This window comes from Paenarthrobacter sp. TE4293 (genome assembly GCF_050435325.1).
GTDB lineage: Bacteria > Actinomycetota > Actinomycetes > Actinomycetales > Micrococcaceae > Arthrobacter > Arthrobacter nitroguajacolicus_C.
The window spans coordinates 329,334-352,552 of sequence record NZ_JBNJRY010000004.1 but is presented as its reverse complement, the minus strand read 5'-3'; the positions used below and the strand labels follow the sequence as shown (position 1 = coordinate 352,552).

The 23,219-nt window shown below is 63.5% G+C and carries 13 protein-coding genes and 2 tRNA genes; 11 read left to right on the top strand and 4 right to left on the bottom strand.

From position 1 onward, the window contains the following. Window positions 1-6: 6 nt before the first annotated feature. From QF015_RS10435 to QF015_RS10425, 3 genes are read left to right on the top strand one after another with little or no spacing between them, the layout of a single operon-like run. The gene (locus tag QF015_RS10435; RefSeq protein WP_310209161.1) at window positions 7-423 is read left to right on the top strand and encodes an MGMT family protein; all 417 of its coding nucleotides are present in this window, start codon (window positions 7-9) and stop codon (window positions 421-423) included. Then, window positions 420-3,764: an ATP-dependent helicase gene (locus tag QF015_RS10430; protein WP_429388798.1), complete on the top strand. Its 3,345-nt coding sequence runs from the start codon at window positions 420-422 to the stop codon at window positions 3,762-3,764. The genes QF015_RS10435 and QF015_RS10430 overlap by 4 nt, the downstream gene beginning before the upstream one ends. Beyond that, window positions 3,761-7,318 (top strand): ATP-dependent helicase, encoded by a 3,558-nt coding sequence (locus tag QF015_RS10425; protein ID WP_429388796.1) that lies wholly within the window; start codon window positions 3,761-3,763, stop codon window positions 7,316-7,318. The genes QF015_RS10430 and QF015_RS10425 overlap by 4 nt, the downstream gene beginning before the upstream one ends. A 33-nt stretch (window positions 7,319-7,351) precedes the next feature. On the opposite strand, the gene QF015_RS10420 is transcribed toward QF015_RS10425, so the two are convergent. Then, complete coding sequence (locus tag QF015_RS10420; protein WP_429388794.1) at window positions 7,352-8,566, bottom strand: macrolide 2'-phosphotransferase; 1,215 nt, start codon at window positions 8,564-8,566, stop codon at window positions 7,352-7,354. A 172-nt stretch (window positions 8,567-8,738) separates the two neighbouring features. On the opposite strand from QF015_RS10420, the gene nudC reads away from it, so the two are divergent. Genes nudC through QF015_RS10405 form a run of 3 tightly spaced genes read left to right on the top strand, consistent with a single transcriptional unit; the run spans window position 8,739 to window position 12,453 of the window. Beyond that, the gene (gene nudC / locus QF015_RS10415; RefSeq protein ID WP_310209153.1) at window positions 8,739-9,728 is read left to right on the top strand and encodes an NAD(+) diphosphatase; all 990 of its coding nucleotides are present in this window, start codon (window positions 8,739-8,741) and stop codon (window positions 9,726-9,728) included. Continuing rightward, window positions 9,725-11,857, top strand: a complete 2,133-nt coding sequence (locus QF015_RS10410; RefSeq protein ID WP_429388792.1) for an ATP-dependent DNA helicase UvrD2 — start codon at window positions 9,725-9,727, stop codon at window positions 11,855-11,857. The genes nudC and QF015_RS10410 overlap by 4 nt, the downstream gene beginning before the upstream one ends. After that, window positions 11,857-12,453 (top strand): M48 metallopeptidase family protein, encoded by a 597-nt coding sequence (locus tag QF015_RS10405; protein WP_310209149.1) that lies wholly within the window; start codon window positions 11,857-11,859, stop codon window positions 12,451-12,453. The genes QF015_RS10410 and QF015_RS10405 overlap by 1 nt, the downstream gene beginning before the upstream one ends. Before the next feature lie 51 nt (window positions 12,454-12,504). Here the strand turns inward: QF015_RS10405 and QF015_RS10400 are convergent, their stop codons facing one another. Next, window positions 12,505-13,968: a zinc-dependent metalloprotease gene (locus QF015_RS10400; RefSeq protein ID WP_429388789.1), complete on the bottom strand. Its 1,464-nt coding sequence runs from the start codon at window positions 13,966-13,968 to the stop codon at window positions 12,505-12,507. Between the two features lie 210 nt (window positions 13,969-14,178). Between QF015_RS10400 and QF015_RS10395 the strand changes: the two genes are divergently transcribed. The 5 genes from QF015_RS10395 to QF015_RS10375 all read left to right on the top strand — a co-directional run bounded on the left by QF015_RS10395 (window position 14,179) and on the right by QF015_RS10375 (window position 19,924). Next, window positions 14,179-15,315, top strand: a complete 1,137-nt coding sequence (locus QF015_RS10395; protein ID WP_429388787.1) for a YlbL family protein — start codon at window positions 14,179-14,181, stop codon at window positions 15,313-15,315. A gap of 126 nt (window positions 15,316-15,441) precedes the next feature. Beyond that, complete coding sequence (locus QF015_RS10390; protein ID WP_310209143.1) at window positions 15,442-18,438, top strand: UPF0182 family protein; 2,997 nt, start codon at window positions 15,442-15,444, stop codon at window positions 18,436-18,438. Window positions 18,439-18,599: 161 nt separating this feature from the next. Continuing rightward, a tRNA-Met gene (locus QF015_RS10385) sits at window positions 18,600-18,673 on the top strand. Window positions 18,674-18,911: 238 nt separating this feature from the next. After that, window positions 18,912-18,985: transfer RNA gene (locus QF015_RS10380), tRNA-Met, on the top strand. A gap of 141 nt (window positions 18,986-19,126) precedes the next feature. Then, window positions 19,127-19,924 (top strand): GntR family transcriptional regulator, encoded by a 798-nt coding sequence (locus tag QF015_RS10375; RefSeq protein ID WP_429388785.1) that lies wholly within the window; start codon window positions 19,127-19,129, stop codon window positions 19,922-19,924. 144 nt (window positions 19,925-20,068) lie between these two features. Here QF015_RS10375 and QF015_RS10370 read toward each other — a convergent pair whose 3' ends face one another. Both QF015_RS10370 and QF015_RS10365 read right to left on the bottom strand, forming a co-directional pair. Beyond that, a complete protein-coding gene (locus QF015_RS10370) occupies window positions 20,069-20,857 on the bottom strand; it encodes a PspA/IM30 family protein (RefSeq protein WP_310209139.1) in 789 nt (262 codons plus the stop codon). 98 nt (window positions 20,858-20,955) lie between these two features. Next, a complete protein-coding gene (locus tag QF015_RS10365) occupies window positions 20,956-23,019 on the bottom strand; it encodes a TPM domain-containing protein (protein ID WP_429388784.1) in 2,064 nt (687 codons plus the stop codon). Window positions 23,020-23,219: the final 200 nt, after the last annotated feature.

Sequence of the window (23,219 nt, the reverse complement as noted above, 5' to 3'; positions counted from 1 at the left end):
GAACACATGCGGATGGAGTATGTGACGGCGGTTCTGGCCGTTGTGGACCTCGTTCCGTCGGGCTCGGTGGTCTCCTATGGTGACGTCGCTGAGCTCCTGGGGGCCGGTGGCCCCCGGCAGGTCGGGGCAGTCATGAGCCACTACGGCAGCCCTGTTGCCTGGTGGAGGGTGCTGCGGGCCAGCGGCGAGGCGCCCCCTGGCCACGAAGCAGACGCCTTGCGGCACTACCTGGAGGAATCGACGCCGCTCCATGGCGCCCATGAGGCATTCCTCAGGACGGGCGAAGGCCGGTGGCGGGTGGACCTGACGGCCGCGCGATGGGCTCCGACGGACGCTGACTTCGACCAACTTGATGTGATCTCGGACCAGTTGGAGCGTCAACTCCATAAATTGTCGGTGCCCGATGATGAAATGACTGTGTGACCGCCACTCCCGCCAGAACCCGCCAAGCAGCGGCAGCCCTTCGCCTGCTGCCCCCTCGCGAAACCTACTACGCGGCGCCGGAATTGTCTGAAGACCAAAGGGCGGTCGTTTCCCTTCGGCAGGGCAGCGGCCCGGTGCTGGTGCCCGGTGGCCCCGGAACCGGCAAGTCCACGGTGCTCGTCGAATCCGCTGTACGCCGTGTTCGTGAGGACGGGCTTGACCCCGAGCGGATCCTGATTCTCGCTCCTGGACGGCATGCGGCAGCAGCGTTGCGGGACACCTTTACGGGCCGGCTGGACCGCAGCCTCAGTACGACGCCGGCACGCACCTGGGCGTCGTATGCCTTCGATGTCATCCGGCGCGCTAAAGCCGAAGGCGTCATCCCGCTGCCGCGGCCGCCCAAACTTTTGTCAGGTCCGGAGCAGGACCTCATCATCAAAGAACTGCTGGAAGGCCACGTGCGAACCGGTTTCCAGCTGCCATGGCCGGAGGACCTCACCGCGGCGCTGCCCACCAGGGGCTTCCGCCACGAAATCCGCCAGTTGTTCGACCGCATCATTGAGTCCGGCCGAACCGCGGAGGACCTGGTGGGGCTGGCGTATGAATGCGGACGCCCCGACTGGATGGCCGCGGCCGAGTTGTACAGCGAATACCGGGATGTCCTGGACCTCCGCATGCCTGAGGCCTTTGATCCCGCGGGAATCATCACCACGGCGCGGCAGATCTTCCAGGATTCCCCGGCCTTCCTTGCCGCGGAACGGGAACGCCTCCAGCTCATCCTGGTGGACGATGCCCAGGAGTCCAATCCGGCCGTTTTCGAGCTTCTCGCCGATATTTCGGAGGGCAAGGACGTGGTGGTGACGTATTCTCCGGACACTGTGGTCCAGGGATTCCGGGGTGCACGTCCGGACCTTGTCGCTGAACTGCCTGCCCTGCTGGGCGGCATGCAAGGTGGGGTTCATGAGTGCCCGCTGTGGTTCACCCACCGGCACCGGCCGGGGGTAGCCGACGCCTGGACTCGCGTCGCGTCCCGCATCTCGCAGCGTTCCGGTGGTCAGTTGGCCAGGCGGCTGGAGCAACCACCGCGTGCTGACAGACCCGGGCAGGCGCCGGCCGGTGACGGCAGGGTGGAAGGGCACGTCCTGCCATCAGCTGTCCACGAGCTTCGCTATGTGTCACAGCGGATCCTGGAAGCGCAACTGCGCGAACAGCGGGAGTTCAGCGATATCGCGGTGATCGTGCGGAACGGCGGCCAAATTTCGCAGCTGCAACGCTACCTGGGCGGACAGGGAATCCCGGTGCGTGTTCCGGTGGCGGACTCAGCGGTCCGGGACGAAGTGGCAGTCCGTCCGCTGCTGGAGGTCTTTGCCGTCGTCCTGGATCCCTCCAAGCTGACACCGGAAACAGCAGTCTCCCTCCTGGCATCGCGTATCGGCGGAGCCACTGCCATCGAGCTGCGCAGGCTCAGGCAATCCCTCCGGCGCGAGGAACTCCTCGGTGGAGGTGGCCGGTCCAGCGATGTCCTCCTGGTGGAAGCCCTGCTTCAACCCGGGGCATTGGCCTCGCTGGGCATCGAAGGCAGCTCGGCCCGCCGGCTCTCCCGTATGATCGCGGCCGGATCCACAGCCGCCGCCCAGCCCGGTGCCAACGCTGAGTCCGTTCTCTGGGCTTTGTGGCAGGCCACCGGTTTGTCGTCACGCTGGGCGGACATGGCCATGGAAGGCGGGAATGCCGGTGCCCGCGCGGACCGTGACCTCGATGCCATGATGGCGCTCTTCCATACAGCCGAACGTTTCGTGGACCAGCTCCCCGGTTCCGGTCCGGAACAATTCCTGGACTATGTCCTGAACCAGGAACTTCCCATGGATACCCTCGCGGCACGGGCACAGCTTGAAGCCTGCGTGGAGATCATGACGCCGGCCAGTGCCGCCGGCCGCGAATGGCCCGTGGTGATCGTCGCCGGTCTGCAGGAAGGTGTCTGGCCGAACACCCGTTTGCGTGGTGAGCTTCTCGGCAGCACCGTCTACGCCGACGCCGTGGAACACGGAGTGGACTATGCCGTCAGGCGGGGACCGCTGAGCAGGCTCCGGGACATCCGTTACGACGAACTCAGGAGTTTCTCCACAGCGGTGTCGCGTGCCCGCGAGGTCCTGATTTGCACCGCCGTCTCCTCGGAGGACGAGCAGCCCTCGGCTTTCCTGGACTATGTTGCACCACTGGAGCCCGGCCAGTACAAACGGGACTACACTCCTGTGGATCGTCCCATGACGCTCAGGGCCCTTGTTGCGGAGCTAAGGCAGCACGCCCAGTCTGAGGATTCCGCCCCCGGTGCCATGAGTGCAGGGCAGGAGGCTGCGCGGGTTCTGGCCCGGCTCGCCAGCACGGAGCCACCTGTTCCCGGGGCGCACCCGGACACATGGTGGGGATTGGCGCCGCTGAGTTCCCTGGAACCTGTCGTTCCTCCCGGCGGCACGGTCTTTGTCTCGCCCTCCAAGGTCGAGGCTGTCCACAAGTCCCCACTGGACTGGTTCGTCCAGGCTGCTGGAGGGGAGGCTGCTACTGATTTTGCGCGCAGCCTCGGGACGTTGGTCCACAGCATCGCCCAGGAACTGCCGGATGCTTCGGGATCAGAGTATGTGGCTGAACTTGTCCGCAGATGGCCAACATTGGGCATGAAGGACAACTGGGAAGGCAAGCTCGACTTCCAGCGCGCCGAACAGATGGTGCGTAAATTGGCCCAGTACATCCTGATCATGCGCAGCGAAGGACGGAGCCTTCTGGCCGTGGAGCATGACTTCGAAGTTCAGCTTCCCGATGTCCGGGTAAATCCCGTCATCGCGGCAGATCCCGAATCGGACTCTGCCCGGCACGCCGTGCTCCGGGGGCAGGTGGACCGCCTGGAGGTCGATGCCGAAGGCCGGCTGGTCATTGTCGACCTCAAGACGGGCAAGCGCCAACCCGGCAAAGCCGAAGTGGCCAGGCATCCACAACTGGGCGCCTACCAGGCTGCCGTCCTCAAAGGCGCCTTCCAGGACGCCGGAGCCGGCGAAGAAGCGGTCGACGCTGGATCCCCCAACGCTGCTGCGGCCGGTTTCGTCCCCGGCGGGGCTGTCCTGGCCCACCTCGGGACCAAGACCAAGGCGCCTGTGGTTCAGCAGCAGGATCCCCTGGACCCGTCCGACAACTGGGCGGCAGATCTGGTCACAGAGGCCGCTGCCCTGATGGCAGGGGCATCGTTCGAAGCACGGCACGATGCTGGCAAAGGCGGGCACGGCGGCCATGGCTGCCGGCTCCCTGATGTTTGCCCGTTGTGCGCCAGAGGAAAGCAGGTCACCGAATGACAACTGAGCTCCTGGACGGCTTCGCGGCCGCTCTTCCCGACGAGCCCGGTCTCCCGGATGTTCCAGAACCCCGGTTCACTCCGTCCGAACTGGCAGACATCCTTGGTGAGAAAAACCACCCCACAGCCGAACAGGCGGACATCATTGCTTCGGCCTTGTCGCCACGCCTGGTGATTGCCGGTGCCGGATCGGGGAAAACTGCCACCATGGCTGACCGGGTGGTGTGGCTCGTGGCCAATGGTTGGGTGCGCCCGGAGGAAGTACTCGGTGTAACCTTCACGCGCAAGGCTGCGGGGGAACTGGCCAGCCGGATCCGGTCCAAGCTGGCCACCCTGCAGCGAATCGCAGCCGAGGACAACGGCAGCATCGGCTTTCCTGAAGGACTCCTGGAGGCTGACGACCTCGAACCAAAGGTGTCCACCTACCACTCGTATGCCAGCGGAATCGTGTCCGACTATGGCCTGCGGCTGGGGATTGAGCGTGACGTCGTCTTGTTGGGCGGGGCACAGTCCTGGCAATTGGCCAGTGAAGTGGTAGAGGCCTACGACGGCGACTACGAACATTTCACAGCGGCCAAGTCCACCTTGGTCAACGCAGTGATTCAGCTCGCGGGAGAGTGCGCCGAGCACCTGCAGGATCCCGGGTCGGTGCGGGACTGGGTCCTGGAGCGGGTGCAGACCTTCGAGCAGCTTCCTTACGTCGCCGGTGCCAGTAAGAACCCGACCCAGGCCGCAGCCTCCCTGTCGGCAATGCTCCGCACCCGCGCCAGCGTCGCGGACATGGTGGTGCGGTACCAGGAAGCGAAGCGGCAACGTGGAGTTCTCGACTTCGGTGACCTCGTGGCCCTGGCTGCCCGGATCGCCAGCGACATTCCGCTCGCAGCGTCCACGGAGAGGGCCAGGTACAAGGTGGTCCTCCTGGACGAATTCCAGGACACCTCCCACGCCCAACTGGTTCTGTTCTCGCGTCTCTTTGGGCAAGGGCACGCTGTCACAGCCGTGGGTGACCCCAATCAGGCGATCTACGGATTCCGTGGTGCCTCGGCCGGACAGCTCTTCCATTTTGTACAGGAGTTCCCGGTCAGGCACAGGGATGCCACCGATGGGTCGGAGGTCTACTCAGTGGCCCCCACTTCCTACTTGACCACGGCCTGGCGAAACGGCAGGAACATCCTCCAGGCCGCCAACACCATCGCAGCACCCCTGAACAAAGCTGCTGCATCCGGTGGCCCGGCAGGGGAGCGGGAGACGGCCAGCAGTGTTTCAGTACCCGCGTTGGTCCCGAGCCCGGCGGCGGCAGACGGAAGCGTCGTGATCGGTCGTTTCGGGACGGACGAGGACGAAGCTGCCGTCATAGCCCGCGATGTCCGCCGCTACCAGCGGACCGTCTTCGAGGAAGAGAAAGACGGGACGCCCATCAAGCCGACCATGGCGGTCTTGTGCCGCAGGCGGGCGCAGATGGAGTGCATCCGCCGGGAGTTCGAGCTGCAGGGAATCGCCTATGAGATCGTGGGTCTTGGTGGCTTGTTGGATACCCCGGAGATCGTCGACCTCGTGGCTACCCTGCGTGTCTTGGCTGATCCCGGGCGCTCCGATGCCTTGATGAGGTTGCTGGCCGGCGCCCGATGGCGCATAGGCCCAGCAGACCTGATGGCCTTCAGTGACTGGTCCCGGTTCCTTGCACGACGCCGCTCGGCTCCCGGTGCCACGGCCGAAACCACTGACGACAATGAGGAGCCGGCAGCAGTAGTCGAAAGCGACATTACCGATGCCGCAAGCCTGGTGGAGGCGCTGGACTTCCTGCCGAAGCCCGGCTGGACGTCCGGGCACGGGAGGAGCCTGAGCGTGGCTGCGCTGGAGCGCCTGACCAGCCTTGCCTCGGAACTTCGTTCCCTGCGGAGCTATATCGGTGACGACCTCACGACGCTCCTTGGCGAGGTGGAACGCGCCATGCTCCTGGACATCGAAGTGGCAGCCAAACCGGGGATCAGCATCCACCAGGCACGTCGCAACCTGGATGCGTTCCAGGATGCTGCGGCCGGCTTCCTGCAGACTTCACAGCGTATCGACCTGCTGGCATTCCTGTCGTGGTTGGAAGCTGCGGCATCCGAGGAAGGCGGCTTGGATGTGGCCCCCGTGGAGACGAACCGGGAAGCCGTGCAGTTGCTGACGGTCCACGCCTCCAAAGGACTGGAATGGGACGTTGTCTTTGTCCCGGGCCTCAACGCAGGGTCATTCCCGAGCTCCAGGGACTCGCGATGGAGCAGCGGTGCTGCGGCCTTGCCGTGGCCCTTGCGGGGTGACCGGTCAGACCTCCCGCAGTGGGACCTGGACCAGCCCGACCAAAAGGGATGGCTGGATGCCGAGAAGGACTTTAAGTCCGAGGTCCAGCATCACGGCGAGGCCGAAGAGCGGAGGCTGGCCTATGTCGCCTACACCCGGGCGAAGTTTGTCCTGTGGGCGTCCAGCGCTGCCTGGAACGGTTCGCGCTCTGGAATGGCCGGTATGTCCGCCTTCCTTTCCGAGCTTGCACCGCTTGCCGGAGTTGCCGGAGAAGACGAAGGCGGCTCCTCGGACCGACCGGCACGCGCCGCCTTCGTCCATCCGGAGTCAGTGGCGGAGGAGGCACTTCCCGGGGAAAGCCCCCTGACGGCAATTCCCGAGGTTGCCGGGTTCCCATACGATCCCCTGGAAGGTCCCTCCGATCCACGGACCGGCGCCCGACTCAGGCTGGTGCCCGGACGCAGGCTCGCCATGGACCAGGCGGCTGCAAACGTCCGCGCCTGGATCGAGGACGGCTCCTACTCAACCCCGTCCACGGAGCTCGCTGGACCCGCTGGAAAATGGTCCCAGGAGGCGGAACTCCTGCTGGACCGTCAACAGCAACGTAAGACCATCCAGGATGTTCACCTGCCCAGCCATATCTCCGCCTCTCTTTTCGTTGACCTCGGCGCTGACCCAGCCGCAGTCCTCTCCCAGCTCCGCAGGCCGGTTCCCCGCGAACCGGGCATTTCTGCCCGTAAAGGCACGGCCTTCCATGCCTGGGTTGAAGAGTACTTCGGGACTACCGGCATGTTGGACCTCGATGAAGCCCCGGGCTCGGATGCCCACATCGACGAGGCCTACGGCTTGGACGAGATGGTCGCGGCCTTCAAAAAGTCCGAGTGGGCCCAGCGTGCCCCCGCTTTCGTGGAGGTACCCGTCGAAACCCGGATCGGCGACGTCGTTGTCCGGGGACGGATCGATGCCGTCTTCCGTGAGGCCGATGGCAGTTGGCAGTTGATCGACTGGAAGACCGGACGGCGTCCCGCAGGTCAGCAGTTGGCGACGCGCGCCGTGCAGCTGGCTGTCTACCGGCTCGCCTGGGCGCGGCTCAAAGGCGTTCCCCTCGAAGAAGTCAGCGCGGCTTTCTATTACGTGGCGGATGATTCAGTGGTGCGCCCGCATGATTTGGGCAGCGCCGAGGAACTGGAGGAGATCGTTGCCAAGGCGTTGGAGGGCGACGGCCAAGGGCGCGGAAACGAGTCGGGGCGCCAGGACCGATCAGCGCGTTAGGACCGCGACAGGGCGCCAGGACCGATCAGTGCGTCAGGACCGATCAGCAGCGTGGATGGGCGTGACGTTGACCACGCTGATGGCCGCAGTGGACGTGTCATCCGGGTCGTCGCTGTCCTCTGGCGTTGGCTCCGGCGAGGGGCTGGTGGTTGGGTCAACCGCGTCCGCATCGGCCGGTATGGCTGCCACCGTCACTGGTGGCCCGGCGTCGGAAATTTCCACGACACTGACCGGAGGCTTCTGGCTGGCTACAGCCCTGGAGGCCTCGAGCTCAGCGGCCTGCATTTCGGCGGCCTCGTCCTCGGCGGCCCGCGCCGCTTCTTCTTCGCGCCTGGCTTGCTCGTCGATGTCGTCGGAGAGCGATTGGAGCATCGATTCAGCCTCCGCTGTCATGCTCTGGTGGCCGGCAGCCATGGCCTTGACCAAGTACTGGGCCAGGGCAAATTCGGCCAGCAGTGCCGCACGTCGGAGCAGATGGGCATCGGGGGTCTCCCGGCGCGCCTGGGTGTAGTGGTTCAGCACTGCATCAACGAACGAGGACTCGTTGGACGCCACCAACCACGCAAAGTCGTCGGCAGGATCACCAATCCGGAGGTCGGTCCATCCCGTCAGGGCTGTGACAGAGTCATCCTGCACCATCAGGTTGTCTTCATGGAGATCCCCATGGACCACGGAGGTATTGAACCGCCACAGGGCCACGTCCTCCAGGGCATGTTCCCAGCGCCGGAGGAGGGTCGCCGGAATTTTTCCCGTGGTTGCCGCTTGGTCGAGTTCATTGAGCTTGCGCTGCCGGAACTCGTTGGCGGAGTAGCTGGGCAGGTCGGCGTTGGTTACCAAGGTCAGGGGGAGGTCGTGAATGGCGGCCAAGGCCGAGCCGATCTCCTGGGCCAGGGCGGGGCTCCCGGCAGAGAGTTCTTCGATGGAAAGCATCGAACCCTGCAGGTGGGCGTAAACGAAGGTGGTGAGGGCGCCCTGCCGTACAGTACCGGCGATAGTGGGCACGTGGAAAGGCAACTCGGCGCGGATGGCAGGAGCGAAGGCGCGCAGCACCATGAACTCCGTTTCCAGCCGGGTACTGGCTTCCGGATGGCGCGGCGAGCGGACGCGCCAACGTTTTCCCTCCGAGTCGAGCAACAGCGCCGAGTCGAAGTCAGCGTCGTCGTCGGGGGAATAGGCTGTAGCCGTCGGCGCCAGTCCGGGCACCGCCGCGGTTGCTATAGCGGCCAGTTCGAGCGGTGTTCTTCTCACGTTCTCCACGGTAGATTGAGTGTGGCCTGTGGCCATGATGCAGTGCGGCGAGTCTTCAGATCCGCACCAAAACAAGGCGATTCTGCCTGCGATGGACGCCCCGCCGGGTTCCATCCACATGGCGGGAGTCTGCCAAATGTTTTTTGTCGGTACGAGTCAGTACGGTAGATACATGAGCTATACGGAGTCACCGGCGCTGGCCAACCACCTGATGGATACTGTTCTTCCAGTGCGCCCTGCCATGGTGGACCGCGGCTCCGGGGTCCGGATGAAACCCGGCATGGTAGAGGACCTCATTGCTTCGGGCACGGCCAAGGCCATGGTTATCTCCCAGCGCAAGGCGCTGGTGACTGCTGACGGTCTATGGTTCGGGGATGCCGCGCCGCTATGGAAGGCCCTCAACGGAGCCGGCGCCGGTGCTGCCGCCGCAATATACTTGGGCACCACCCTCGGACCTTCTTCCTTGCCGGAAGGCACGTCCGTCCTGCTGTTCACGGTGGCTGAACCTCCGGCGCCAGGCACGGCGACGGTGCCCGTTGACGCCCAATGGGCCGGCTTCCGGGAAGTCGCCGGGCGTTTGGACGCCAACGATACTGCGCTGTTCATTGAGGCAAGCGCCATCTCGAACTGGCACGCAACCCACACGCACTGCCCCCAGTGTGGAACTCCTACGGACATCGAGTCCGGAGGCTGGGTCCGTAGGTGCCCCAAGGACAATTCAGAGCACTACCCCCGGACGGATCCCGCGATCATCGTGACGGTGGTGGGCCCCGACGGCCGACTGCTTCTGGGCGGTGGCGGCCCCACGGATGCCAAGAACTACTCCACGCTTGCGGGCTTCGTGGAACCCGGTGAATCGCTGGAGCAGGCCGTCGTCCGGGAAATCGGGGAAGAGGTGGGTGTCCGTGTATCGGCTTGCCAGTACCTCGGCTCGCAATCCTGGCCTTTTCCCGCTTCGCTGATGTTGGGCTTCACCGCCACCACCGAAGACTCCGTTGCCCGGCCGGACGGAGTCGAAGTCACCCGGGCCCGGTGGTTCAGTCGCGAAGAGTTGCAGGACGCCGTCTTGAGCGGTGAGATCACCATTTCCACGCGGCTGTCCATTGCGCGTTCACTGATTGAACATTGGTACGGCGGCGTCATCGAAGACCTCCAGCCGTGACCGAAGACATTTTCGACGCCGGTGGTTCACTTGAAGAACGCATCCTCGGCGGCTTGGATGAAGAACAGCGCGAAGTAGCGAGTACCCTCACTGGCCCCCTGTGTGTTCTCGCGGGGGCCGGTACGGGAAAAACGCGTGCCATCACTCACCGCATCGCTTACGGAGTCCACTCCGGTGTCTACAGCCCGCAAAGGCTGCTGGCCGTGACATTCACCGCGCGGGCCGCTGCCGAGATGCGCAGCAGGCTTCGTGACCTTGGCGTGGCCAACGTTCAGGCCCGTACCTTTCATGCCGCCGCCTTACGGCAGTTGCAGTTCTTCTGGCCCCAAGCCATCGGCGGTACTTTGCCGAATCTGTTGGACCACAAGGCCAACATGATCGCAGAAGCCTCCCGCAGGCTCCGGCTCAGCACCGACCGTGCCACCATCAGGGACCTCGCCGCTGAAATTGAGTGGGCCAAGGTGTCCATGCTCACGCCTGCGAACTACCTTGAGAACGCCCAGGACCGCGGAACGCCCGGCGGCTTTGACCTCACGGCGGTGTCCAGGGTTTTCCAAGCATATGAAGACATCAAGACCGACCGGAATGTCATCGACTTCGAAGATGTCCTCCTGATAACCGTAGGTATCCTCCAGGAGGATCCAAAAGTGGCCGCAACGGTTCGTGAGCAGTACCGCCACTTTGTGGTGGACGAGTACCAGGACGTATCGCCGCTGCAACAGCGGCTGTTGGACTTGTGGCTCGGTGGCCGGAACGAGCTGTGCGTGGTGGGCGACGCAAGCCAGACGATTTACTCCTTTACGGGTGCCTCACCGAAGCACTTGCTCGGCTTCAAAGCACAGTTCCCGGAGGCGACCGTCGTCAAGCTGATTCGGGATTACCGCTCCACCCCGCAAGTTGTGAAGTTGGCGAACGAGCTCCTCGGCTCCCGGCGAAGTGGGGGGCCGGTGGCGGATGCTGCGTGGGCACCTCCCCTCAAGCTCGTGGCCCAGCGGCCACCGGGTCCGGAACCACGATTCATGGAATGCCCGGATGACGAGGCTGAGGCAGCGGTGGTGGCCGGCCGGATCCAGGAACTGCTTGACTCGGGAGTCAAAGCCAGCGAGATCGCCATCTTGTTCCGCACCAACGGCCAATCCGAAGCTTACGAACAAGCCCTCGCTTCGGCCGGCATCGGATATCAGTTGCGTGGCGGTGAGCGGTTCTTCGCCCGTAAGGAAGTCCGCGATGCGATCCTGCAGTTGAGGGCTGCAACCCGCGCCGTGGCCGAAGGACCCCAGGAACCGCTGGGACAGATCGTGCGCGACATCGTCGCGTCGCTTGGCTACACCGACGCCGCGCCGCACAACGGGGGAGCCCTTCGTGAGCGGTGGGAGTCCTTGGCGGCGTTGGTTGCACTCGCCGATGAGCTGGCCCTCAGCCGGGGCGAGTCGTTTACGCTGGCCGAATTTGTCAATGAGCTCCAGGAACGCTCGGTGGCACAACACGCGCCCACCGTCCAAGGCGTCACCCTGGCTTCCCTTCACGCAGCAAAGGGCCTGGAATGGGACGCTGTGTTCCTGGTCGGCCTCAGCGAGGGACTCATGCCGATCTCCTTCGCAGACACCCCCGAGGACGTCGATGAAGAGCGCCGGCTGCTCTACGTAGGGATCACCCGGGCCCGGGAACACCTCAATTTGTCCTGGTCCACAGCCCGCACGCCGGGGGGCCGTGCCAATCGCAAGCCCTCCCGGTTCCTGGACGGACTTCGCCCCAATTCCGTGGCATCCGCGAGTGCACGCAGCAAGACAGGTCCCACGCGCAGGAAAGCTGCCGCGCCGGCGTCGTGCAGGGTATGCGGAAGCATGCTGGCCAGCGGAGCCGAACGCAAGGTGGGGCGCTGCAACCAGTGCCCGCCGTCCTACGAGGAACAGACTTTTGATGCGCTGCGGCAATGGCGGAAGGACGAGGCAAAGTCCGCCGATGTCCCTGCCTACGTCGTTTTCACCGACGCTACGCTCACCGCCATCGCCGAAGCCAAGCCATCCTCGCTGGAGGAACTGGCCGGTTTGGCCGGAATCGGACCATCCAAGCTCGAACGCTATGGTGAGGCGGTCCTGACGGTCCTGGCTGAAAGCACGGAGCTCTGATGGCGCGCCCACCGGCGACGGATGCCGGCGTTCCACAGGTCACCGACGACGGTGCCCCGGTGGTGGTACGACGCTCGGCCCGGCGGCGCAGGACCGTTGCCGCCTTCTGGGAGGACGGCAAGGCCGTAGTGGCCATCCCTGCCAGCTTCACCAAGAGCCAGGAACGCGAGTGGGTTCACCGCATGCTGGCCAAGCTGAAGAAACAGGGCGAGCAACGGTCGCGCCAAGGCAGGCGCCGTCCGGCCACCGACGAAGTTCTTGCTGAGCATGCGGCCCACCTTTCTCGAACCTACTTGGGCGGGCGCGCTGTGCCGACGTCCGTGCGGTGGGTCAGTAACCAAAACTCCCGGTGGGGTTCGGCGACGCCGGCGGATGGCACCATCAGGCTCTCAAACAAACTTCAGCCCATGCCCCAGTGGGTCATCGACTACGTCCTGGTCCACGAGCTCGCGCACCTGCTGGTGGCTGGACACAATGCCGACTTCTGGAGGCTGGTCGAGGCGTATCCCGAGACCCAACGCGCGAAGGCCTTCCTTGAGGGCGTAGCCTTTGCCACGTCCCGGGGCCTCCCTTCGGATTCGGACTCGACCGATTAACGCAGCAACGGCCGCCATGGAGATGACGGCCGTTGCTGATATGGTGCCCGCTTACGTGGCCGGCGATTGCGGATCGTTGTCATCCGGGTCGGCGTCACTGCCAGGAGTATTCTCTGTGCTCCCGTCCTGCGCCGATGCGTCCGGACCGTCAGTGTCCCCGGCTTCGTGGCTGTCGTAGCCGCCGCTCAGCAGCTTCTGCAAGGCGTCGTCAACTTCACTGTCACTGGCCTCGGCCAACCGACGGCGCTCGGAGAAGCCCTTGGGGTCATCCAGGTCTTCACCCGTGGGCAGCAGGTCAGGGTGGTGCCAGATCGCATCGCGGCCGGCGATGCCGCGCTCTTCCTTCAGGACTGCCCAGAGAGTGGCAGCCTCCCTGAGCCTGCGGGGACGCAATTCCAGCCCAACAAGGGAGGAGAACGCGTGCTCGGCAGGTCCGCCTGTGGCGCGACGACGACGCACAGTCTCGCGGAGTGCGGTTGCGGACGGCAGGACCTTCTCGGTAGCTTCCGCTGTGAGCTCGTCCACCCAGCCTTCGACCAGCGCGAGAGCGGTCTCGAGCTTTTCCAGGGCGGCTGTCTGAACAGGGGTGCGCTCGGGGGTAAAGACGCCTTGCGAGAGCGCTTCCTGGATTCCCTCGGGGTTGCTGGGATCCAGGTCCCGGGCCAGGTCTTCAATGCGCGACATGTCAATGTGGATGCCGCGGGCATAGGCCTCAATGGCCCCCAGGAGGTGGCCGCGCAGCCAAGGAACCTGCACGAAAAGCCTGGCATGGGCAGCTTCACGCACGGCGAGGAACAGGCGGACGTCGTTTTCGGGGAGGCTCAGGCCTTCTCCGAACTTCGCGACGTTGGCTGGCAACAACGCCATTTCCAGGTCAGCCAAGGGGACTCCGATATCGGTGGAGCTGACGACCTCTGCCGAGAGGGCGCCGATTGCCTGCCCCAGTTGCATGCCAAAGATCGCGCCGCCCATGTTCTGCAGCATGGACGAGGCGCCGCCCATCATGGACTTCATTTCCTCGGGCATTTGCTGGGTCAGGGCGTTGGACAACGCATTCGCGACGCTGTTCGCCACGGGCTCGGTCAGGCGTTTCCACGTTCCGAGGGTCGCCTCAACCCATTCGGCCCGCGACCATGCCCGGCCGATCAGGCCCGTGGCCGGGAGATCAGTAACAGGGTCGAGCCAGAGTTCGGCGAGCCTCAGGGCTTCATCGACTTCCCTGGTCTGGACGGAATTGACGGAGGGATCGCTGCCGGCCGCTGCCACCCGGCGTGCATTCTCGTGGGCGAGCTGCCAGTTCACGGGGCCGTCGGAGGTGGAGCTCATCATTGCCTGGACCTGCGCGAACATCTGCTGGAGCAGCTGGGGGTCGTTGGGCAAGCCTGCGGCTTTGGCCAGCTCTGCGGGGTCGATGTTGCCCATGCCCTGGCCACCCATCAGGTTCTGCAGCATTTCCGCCAGCGGATCCTTGGGGGTGTCGTCGTCGTTGGACGGATTGTTGGGGTCTGATGTCATGGTGCCGCCGATCGTCGAACTGGCTGGTGATCTCTTTCACCGTACCCCGCAGCAGGAACGCTGTCTGCCCGGATACGGCGTCGTTCGCTGTAGGCAAAGCAGCCCGGCGCGGAAGGACCGCGTAGTGTTGATCTTTGGTATGTGCCGCCGGCGTCTTCGGCGGCACCAGCCATGGAACCGGTCACGCAATGCCGGCATAGAGAGGCCTCAATGCTTACTTCGCCCAGCCCCGAGGGCTCAGCCACCCGGCGTCAAACGTCCGACGCCGATCCCTCCTCAGTGCCTTCGGCACCGCCCCGCGACACCAGGTACATGGTGATGGTGATCTCGGGCCTCCTTGCACTGGGCCTCGGAATCGGCGCTGCAGCCTTGCCGGTTCCCTACGTTATTGAATCAGCGGGGCCCACTTTCAACACCCTGGGCAAAGACGGTGACAAGCCGGTCATCAGCATTTCCGGACGCGAGTCCTTTCCCGCCAGTGGCAACCTGGACCTCACTACTGTCGTCATGACAGGTGGTCCGAAGAGTCCGGCCACGATCTTCGATGTGTTCCGCGCCTGGCTGGACACCTCCAAGGCCATTTATCCCGAGGAACTCATCTACCCCAAGGGCACCACTGCCGAGCAGACCGTCCAAGAGGGCGAGATTGCCATGGAGACGTCCCAGGAGAACGCGTTCGCTGCGGCCTTGCGGGAGTTGGATATCCCCTTCGAGCAGCGGTTGAACGTTGCCGGGCTCTCGGAAGCGTCACCGTCTGCCGGGAAAATCCAGGAAGGCGACCTCCTGAAGTCCATCAACGGCAAGGCCATCACCTCCATGAGCGTGATCCAGGCCGAGCTGGCCGCAGGCGCCGGGGCGCCCGCCGTCGTCGTGGTGGAGAGGAAGGGTGCGCCGGTAACGGAAACCGTCACACCCACGCGGAATGCGGCTGATCGCTACGTCCTGGGTGTGCTCCTGGCCAGCGACTTCACTTTCCCGTTCGACGTCAGCATTTCGCTCGAGAATGTGGGCGGACCAAGTGCCGGCATGATGTTTGCCCTGGGCATCATCGACAACCTCACCCCGGGGGACCTGACGGGCGGCAAACACGTGGCCGGCACAGGCACCATCACCGCTGATGGTGCTGTTGGGCCCATCGGTGGGATAGCCCAGAAGATGATCGGAGCCCGGCAGCATGGGGCCACTATGTTCCTCGCCCCGGCTGCCAACTGCGCAGACGTTGTGGGCCACGTTCCCGATGGATTGCAGGTAGTCAAAGTCGAAACACTCGCCGACGCCACGTCCGCAGTGGAACGACTCGGGTCGGGAGAAGACACGGCGGGCCTTCCCACCTGCACAAACAACTAGACTGACGGTGGAACTTAGCTCCACCGCCACTCGTGGCATATATGACGGCCTCCGCCATATCCCAGCGGCAGAGAATGTCAACCACTCGCATACCGACTGTTCACTGACACCAATGAGGTACAGAGTTTGTCCCGTCCCGCCAGCTCCAACCCGCCCGGAAGATCACCGCTGAGACGAGGTGCCCTCACTCCGACTCTCATCGTCGTGGCTGTGGCCGTCGTCGGGTTCATTTTCTTCGCCAATGTGTGGACTGACGTCCTCTGGTACCAGCAGCTTGGTTTCTTCGAAGTGTATATTCGCGAAAACCTGGCCAGGATCATCACTTTCCTGATCGGTTTCGCCATGATGTTCGCCGCTGTCTTCTTCGCCATCCGGATTGCCTACCGCTCCCGTCCGGTCTACGCACCGGACGCGGAATCGAGGGACAACCTCAACCGTTACCAGGCACAGCTGGAGCCGGTTCGCAGGGTCGTCATGATCGGCCTGCCCATCCTGTTCGGCCTCTTCGCCGGCAGTGCGGCCGCCAGCCAGTGGCAGAAAGCCCTGCTGTTCTTCAACCAAGAGCCGTTCGGCCAGACTGACCCGCTGTTCAACCTCGACATCAGCTTCTACCTGATGTCGCTGCCTTTCCTGGGTTTCGTCACCGGGTTCCTCATCAGCATCGCTGTCGTGGCCGGTATCGCAGGCATCCTGACCCACTACCTTTACGGCAGTATCCGCTTGATGGAACGCGGCATCTTTACCAGCCGCGCCGCCCAGATCCACATTGCCGTGACCGGTGCCCTTTTCCTGATTCTGCTGGGCATCAATTTCTGGCTCGACCGATACACCACCGTGCAGAGCAACTCAGGCCGCTGGGCCGGCGCGCTTTACACGGACGTCAACGCCGTAGTGCCCACCAAAGCCATCCTTGCCGTCGCCGCGGGACTTGTTGCCATCCTGTTCATCATTGCCGCGGTCATCGGGCGGTGGCGCCTGCCGGTCATCGGAACAGCGATGCTGGTCATCACGGCCATCCTTGCCGGCGGTGTCTACCCGTGGGTGATCCAGCAGTTCCAGGTGCGCCCTTCGGAAAACACCCTGGAAAAGGACTTTATTGATCGAAACATCAAGATGACCAGGGCCGCCTACGGTCTGGACCAGATTGATGTATCGGCTTACAACGCCACCACCACCGCCACCACCGGAGCACTGGCTGCAGATGCGCAGACCACGGCGAACATCCGGCTCCTCGATCCGAACCTTATTTCGTCGGCTTTCGCCCAGCTGGAACAGTACCGCCCGTACTACCAGTTCCCCCAGACCCTGAACGTTGACCGCTACATGGTCGACGGCAAGGTCCAGGACACGGTGATCGCTGTTCGCGAACTGAACCCGGATGGCTTGAGCGCCAACCAGCAGACCTGGGTCAACCGGCACATCGTCTATACCCACGGGTATGGAGTGGTCGCGGCCAAGGGCAACAAGTTCACCGCCGACGGCAAGCCGGAGTTCCTGCAGTCAGGTATCCCGTCCAACGGCGTCCTCGGAAATGACACCACGTACGAGCCCCGCATCTACTTCGGCGAGAACTCTCCTGAGTACTCCATCGTGGGTGCTCCCGACGGTGCTCCGAACCGTGAGCAAGACCGGCCCGCAGGCCGGGAGGGCGGGGGAGAGACCCAGTACACCTTCAGTGGAAACGGTGGACCCAACGTAGGCAACTGGCTCAACCGGATCCTTTACTCCATTAAGTTCCAGTCCTCTGACCTGTTGTTGTCAGATGGTGTGAACGCCGAGTCCCAGATCCTCTACGAACGCAATCCCCGCGAACGCGTCCAGAAGCTGGCTCCGTACCTGACCGTGGATGGCAACGCATACCCGGCGGTCGTTGACGGGCGCGTGAAGTGGATCGTTGATGGCTACACCACCAGCCAGTACTTCCCGTACTCCCAGCCGCAGCAACTGCAGAACGCCACCGCTGACTCGCAGACCAACGCGGGCCGAACGGTCGCGCTGCCGAACAGCTCCGTGAACTACATCCGCAACTCGGTCAAGGCCACCGTCGATGCTTATGACGGTTCCGTGAATCTTTACGCCTGGGATGACCAGGACCCTATCTTGAAGGCATGGCAGAAGGTTTTCCCGACCACCATCAAGCCATACTCGGAGATGTCGGGCGACCTGATGAGCCACGTGCGCTACCCCGAGGACCTCTTCAAAGTTCAGCGTGAACTGTTGGGCCGGTACCACGTAACGGACCCCGACAGCTTCTACCAGAACAATGATGCATGGAGCGTTCCGAACGATCCCACCGTTTCGGAAGCTGTCAAGCAGCCGCCGTTCTACATGTCATTGCAGATGCCCGATCAGGAGAAGCCGGCATTCCAGCTGACATCATCCTTCATTCCCCAGACGGTTAACGGGAGCGCGAGGAACATCCTGTACGGATTCCTGGCAGCCGATTCTGATGCCGGAAACGTCAAGGGCGTCAAGGGCGAGAGCTATGGAAAGCTGCGGCTCCTGGAACTCCCCACCGATACGCAGGTTCCTGGCCCTGGGCAGGCGCAGAACAAGTTCAACTCCGATCCCACGGTGTCCCAGGCATTGAACCTCCTGCGACAGGGAGCCTCGGACGTCTTGAACGGAAACCTGTTGACCTTGCCCGTGGGTGGCGGCCTGCTGTACGTCCAGCCTGTCTACCTGAAGTCCACCGGTGAGACCTCGTATCCGACACTGCAGCGCGTGCTGGTTGCCTTCGGTGACAAGATCGGCTTCGCACCCACGCTGGACGAGGCACTCGACCAGCTGTTCGGTGGCAACTCCGGCGCCACAGCGGGGGATGCGGACAACAACGGTCAAACGCCTACGGCTCCTCCGGGAACCACTGCGCCGCCCACTGGTCCCACCGACGCGAAAGCTGATCTGAAGGCTGCACTGGACGAAGCCAACAAGGCGATCCAGGATGGCCAGGCCGCGCTGGCAAAGGGCGACTTCGCCGCCTATGGTGCCCAGCAGACCAAGCTGTCTGAGGCGCTGAAGAAGGCCGTTGATGCGGAAACACGCCTGGGTGCCACCACGGCTCCGACGGCGACCCCGGGAGCCACCCCCAGCGCCACACCCTCACCTTCGCCGAGCAGCTAGCGGCGGCAGGCAGGTGCAACAGAGGGCCGGTGCCCGTTCCCTTTGGGGGCGGGCACCGGCCCTTTTTGGGGGTTTACGCCGGCCTTCCGGGTGGGGGAGACGGACATCACGTCCCCAGGATTTGGCCTCCCCTTCACCTGACGGTAATGTTGTTCTTGCGACGCGGGGTGGAGCAGTTCGGTAGCTCGCTGGGCTCATAACCCAGAGGTCACAGGTTCAAATCCTGTCCCCGCAACTGGAGAAAGGTCCGGATCAGTAACAGCTGATCCGGACCTTTTGTTTTGCCCGAATGGGTTGCCCCGCGCCTGCGGGATAGTCAGTCCCGGCCGCCGGTGGCGTGGATTCAAGGGCCGTTGACGCGGAACGCCGGCGTGGACCAAGGGGAAGCTTGCCCTCTCGAAAGTGATCTGCGGCACCATCGGGGGCATATGGTCAGGAGCACCCCGAGTGGTGCGGTAGAGTTGTTCTTGCGACGCGGGGTGGAGCAGTTCGGTAGCTCGCTGGGCTCATAACCCAGAGGTCACAGGTTCAAATCCTGTCCCCGCAACTGGAGAAAAGATCCGGATCAGTAACAACTGATCCGGATCTTTTGTTTAACGGGCAGCCGGGTGTTTAACGGGCAGCCGGGCCGGCAGTGCTAGCATCAAACCCGGATTTGCTGAGGCAAGAAAGTGAATGGGACAGCCCAATGGTCAATGGAGACTTCAATTCCAGCCTCAACCGTGACGTGCTGCAGAGGGATAGCCCTGTTGCGGTCTACCAGCAGGTGGCCGACGTCCTGACGGACCAGGTCAGCCGCTTGGAGCCGGGGGCGCGCATACCCACGGAAGAGACCCTGATGGACGAGTACGGCATCAGCCGCACCACCGTCCGGAAGGCGATCGAAACGCTCGTGGCAAAGGGTCTGCTGGTCCGCAGGCAGGGCAAAGGCACCTTCGTGATGGCCCAGCGGCCCGTCAAGATGCTGAACCGCCTGGCGCCGTTCATGGAGACGTTCACAGCGGCAGGGATGAAGACCGTCAAGGGGCTCATCGAATATAAATGGATGGAAAAGGACACATCAGTGCCGGCCAAGCTGGTCTCTGATGACAACCTCGTCCTGGTGATCCGCAGGTCGTACTCCAGTGCCGGATGGCCCTATGCCATTGCAGAGATTTTCATCCCTTCCCACATTGGGCGCCATATCAGCCTGGCGGATGCCGAACGGAACTCCATTTACCAGGTCATCCAGGACAGGACGCTCAAGCCCCTTCAGCGGGCGGAAATCACTGTCACCATGCATGCACCCCCGGAGCACCTGGCAGACGCTCTCAACGTCCGTGGGTTCGCCATGGTGCCGCGACTGGAGCGGACCACCCTGGGCCCGCATGGGGAGGTCCTGGAGTGCACGGTGACCTATTTCCACCCCAAGGGTTTCGAGATTCGGGCTGAAGTAGCTACAGACGTCAGTCCGGGGCAGGATTCCGTCGAGCAGCCTGCCGGTTAACCGCCGTGCTCAAGAAGCCAATACGCCAAAAGAATGGGCCGGATCCTTTCCGGGATCCGGCCCATTCTTTTTGCTTCAGCAGGACGTCATGGACTCCTGGCCGATGATTCCTGGAGACCTGTCAGCCCTGGAGTCCGATAAGTCTTAGAGCTTGTCGAAGTCGGCTTCGTCGACCGTCGTGCCGGTCGAAGCAGGCGCTCCGGCGCCGATGGCCGGCTTGGAACCACCGGACTTCAACGCTGCAAGGCGGGCTTCGATCTCGGTCTGCTCGCCAAGGTCCTCCAGCTGGTTGAACTGGGCGTCCAGGCTTGAGCTGGCGAGTTCCTGCTGGCCCAGGACCTTGGCCTCTTCGCGGCGGATCTTCTCTTCGAAGCGGCCCACCTCGCTGGTGGGGTCCATGATGTCGATGCTCTTGAGTGCGTCATGCACCTGGGACTGGGCCGCTGCGGTCTTGGAGCGTGCCACGAGCTCGTTGCGCTTGGCGGTCAGCTGGTTGAGCTTGTTCTTCATCTGGTCAAGGCCGGTCTTGAGCTTGTCCACTACCTCGGTCTGCGACGCAATGCTCGGCTCAGCCGCCTTCGCCTCGGACTCCGCAGTCATCTGGCGCTGGATGGCTACCTTGGCAAGGTTGTCGAACTTCTGGGCATCAACGGTATCGCCGGCGGAGCGGTACTCGTCGGCCTTCCGGGATGCTGCGAGGGCCTTGTTGCCCCAGTCCTGGGCGTTCTTGATGTCCTCGTTGTAGTCCGCCTGCAGCATCCGGAGGTTACCGATGGTCTGGGCCACGGCTGATTCGGCCTCGGCAATGTTGTTCGTGTAGTCGCGGACCATTTGGTCCAGCATCTTCTGCGGGTCCTCAGCCTGGTCCAGCAAGGCATTGATGTTTGCCTTGGCGAGCTGCGAGATCCGACCGAAAATGGACTGCTTAACCATGGTGTTGCCTTTCGTCCTGCTCAGTGGTGCCACTGAAGTCAGTGATCAGTTGTTGTACCGCTTCTATGCGGGGCATGGACCCCACCTAGTCTGTCGGGCTAGAAGCTGCCGGAGTCTCCGCCGCCGAAGTCGCCTCCGCCGCCGCCCCAGTCTCCGCCGCCACCGGAATCGCCGCCGAAGAACCCGCCGCCGCCTCCGCCGTCATTGCCGCCGCCGCCCCAGCCCCCTCCGCCGCCATTGAGAATGGAGTTGATGAGGATACCCCCGAGGATGGCGCCGCCGAGGCCGCCGCCTCCGCCGCCACCGCCGAACATGCCACCGCGTCCATAGCCTTGGCCTTGGTCGGCATAGCCGAACTGGTCGACGTCGGACTGTGCAAGTTGGGCCGCCTGGGCAGCAAGTGAGTGCGCCTGCTGGGCGTAGGTCAGTGCCGTGACAGGATCATTGCGTGAGATGGACAGCGCGTAATCGAGATTGCGCTGGGCCTCGGCCAACCTGGTTCGCGCCTCTGTGCCTACGCCGCCGCGTCGGGCGGTGATGTAGTCCGACGTGGCGCTGATCTGTGCTTGAGCGGCCATGATGGTCTGCTGCAGTGACGCTTGCGCGCGGCGGGCCTGCTCCTGCTGGTCACGGATACCGGACAACGACTGATCCAGAGCCTGGTGGGCAGACTCTACGCGGCTAAGCGTGGCGATGGGATCGATCTTCCCGCCCTGGATTTCGGTTTTCACCTGCGCCAACGCTGCCTCCACGCCGGCCACAGGACCGGCAAGTTCGGGGTGCTCGCCCGATTGGATCATGGCCCTGGCCTGGGCAAGGTCCTGGCTGGTCTCTGCAACTGCGCTTTCCAGGGATGCCCGTGCCTCATCCAAGCTGCCGGCCGTTTTGGAAATCGCATCGATCAACACGTTGGTCTGGTGCAGGCTTTCCTCGGCGGCACGAACCGCCACAGCGGCAAGGCTGTTCTCGCCGCTGGAAAGTTTCTCCTGTGCGGCTGTGACAGCATTCTGTACGAACGCGAGCCGTTCCTTGGCCTGCAGGATGTTGTCGGAGACCTGGGTCAAGGCAGATTCGGCGTATTTGGCGCGGAGGCCCTCAAGGGATTGCTCGGCGTTCGCGATCTTTGAATCTGCTTCCTTGGCTCCGGCAGAAACTGCTGCCAAAGCTTGGGGAGCGTTCTTCTCCAACTCACGCAAAGAGTCGAAGTCGGCCTTCTGGTCTCGCAGGGACGCAAGTGCTGCCTCTGACCTGCGAATGATTTCGCCGAGCCAGCTTCGCTGTTGTTCCTCAGTGTCAGGGATGTGGTCATCCAACTGCTGCTGAAGCTTGAAGGACTCCGTCATGTGGGCCTTGGCTTCTTCCAACGCTTTGGTGAAGTTGCCAATGGCGGAATCACCGTACTGTGCCTGGGCGAATCCGAGTTCCTGCTCGCTGGACTTGATGGCGTCATCCGCCTCGATCAACAGCGAGCCGCTCTTCTGGCGCAGCTCGGGGATGCTCAGCCCGGCGAGAGGATCAAGCTGTTCACCTTGCGGGCCGTAGCTGGCGCTGACAGCCTTGGTGCCGCCCTTTTTGCGTCGGTTGCGCAGGTAGAGGTAGGTTCCGGCACCACCCGCCGCCACCACGCCAACCCCGACAAGGACGCCGACGCCGGCATTCCCGCTGGGCACTGTCCCGCTCCCGCCGCCTGCGGCGTCGCCGATGGCAGCGGCTGTATCTATGGCTGCTTGGGCGTAGTCCTTCTTGCCGCCTGCCAGATTGGCAACAACGGCGTTCTGCGCGATTGCTGACTGCTTGGAGTAGATGGAGCTGCCCGAGTTCAGGGCAAAGTTGTACTGCCCGGCCGTGGAGATCGCCAGAATGGCGTCCGGCTTGCCCATGCCTTTCTTCTCGGCCACAGCCTTCGTCCACTCTGTCGGGGACGACGGGTTCGTGAAGGAATCCACCGTCACCACGTACAGGTTGTACTTGTGGTCCTTGAGCGTCTTTTGGATGGCCTCCTGGACCTCGCCTTTTCGGCTGCCCAGGACGTTGGCGTCGTCCACGATGTTCTGGCCGGACGGAATGGTCACCGGATCGGTGGCCCAGGCAGCTGTGGCGGGGAAAGCCAACAGCCCAGCCACGCCAATTCCGGCGAGTACGCGTTTAAATATTGACCGCATGTGCAACCCTTCAGCACGTCTGCGACTGGAACAAGGCGTACCAATCGTCACAGAATGCTCAGCGCCCCCACGCATGGTGTAAAGCCGCAGGTCGCTGTGGCAATTCCTCTTGATTCTATGGTGCACCCCATGGCCCGTCCACAGGAGTGAATATGCCACCAGCGAAATATAGGAGAGAGCCGGATTGTTCAGCCGTTGAG

Excerpts from the sequence above, each read along its gene's own strand:
- QF015_RS10435 (WP_310209161.1), top strand. The coding sequence starts at position 7 with ATGCGGATGGAGTATGTGACGGCGGTTCTGGCCGTTGTGGACCTCGTT.
- QF015_RS10425 (WP_429388796.1), top strand. The coding sequence starts at position 3,761 with ATGACAACTGAGCTCCTGGACGGCTTCGCGGCCGCTCTTCCCGACGAG.
- nudC (WP_310209153.1), top strand. The coding sequence starts at position 8,739 with ATGAGCTATACGGAGTCACCGGCGCTGGCCAACCACCTGATGGATACT.
- QF015_RS10405 (WP_310209149.1), top strand. The coding sequence starts at position 11,857 with ATGGCGCGCCCACCGGCGACGGATGCCGGCGTTCCACAGGTCACCGAC.
- QF015_RS10400 (WP_429388789.1), bottom strand. The coding sequence starts at position 13,968 with ATGACATCAGACCCCAACAATCCGTCCAACGACGACGACACCCCCAAG.
- QF015_RS10395 (WP_429388787.1), top strand. The coding sequence starts at position 14,179 with ATGCTTACTTCGCCCAGCCCCGAGGGCTCAGCCACCCGGCGTCAAACG.
- QF015_RS10375 (WP_429388785.1), top strand. The coding sequence starts at position 19,127 with ATGGTCAATGGAGACTTCAATTCCAGCCTCAACCGTGACGTGCTGCAG.
- QF015_RS10370 (WP_310209139.1), bottom strand. The coding sequence starts at position 20,857 with ATGGTTAAGCAGTCCATTTTCGGTCGGATCTCGCAGCTCGCCAAGGCA.
- QF015_RS10365 (WP_429388784.1), bottom strand. The coding sequence starts at position 23,019 with ATGCGGTCAATATTTAAACGCGTACTCGCCGGAATTGGCGTGGCTGGG.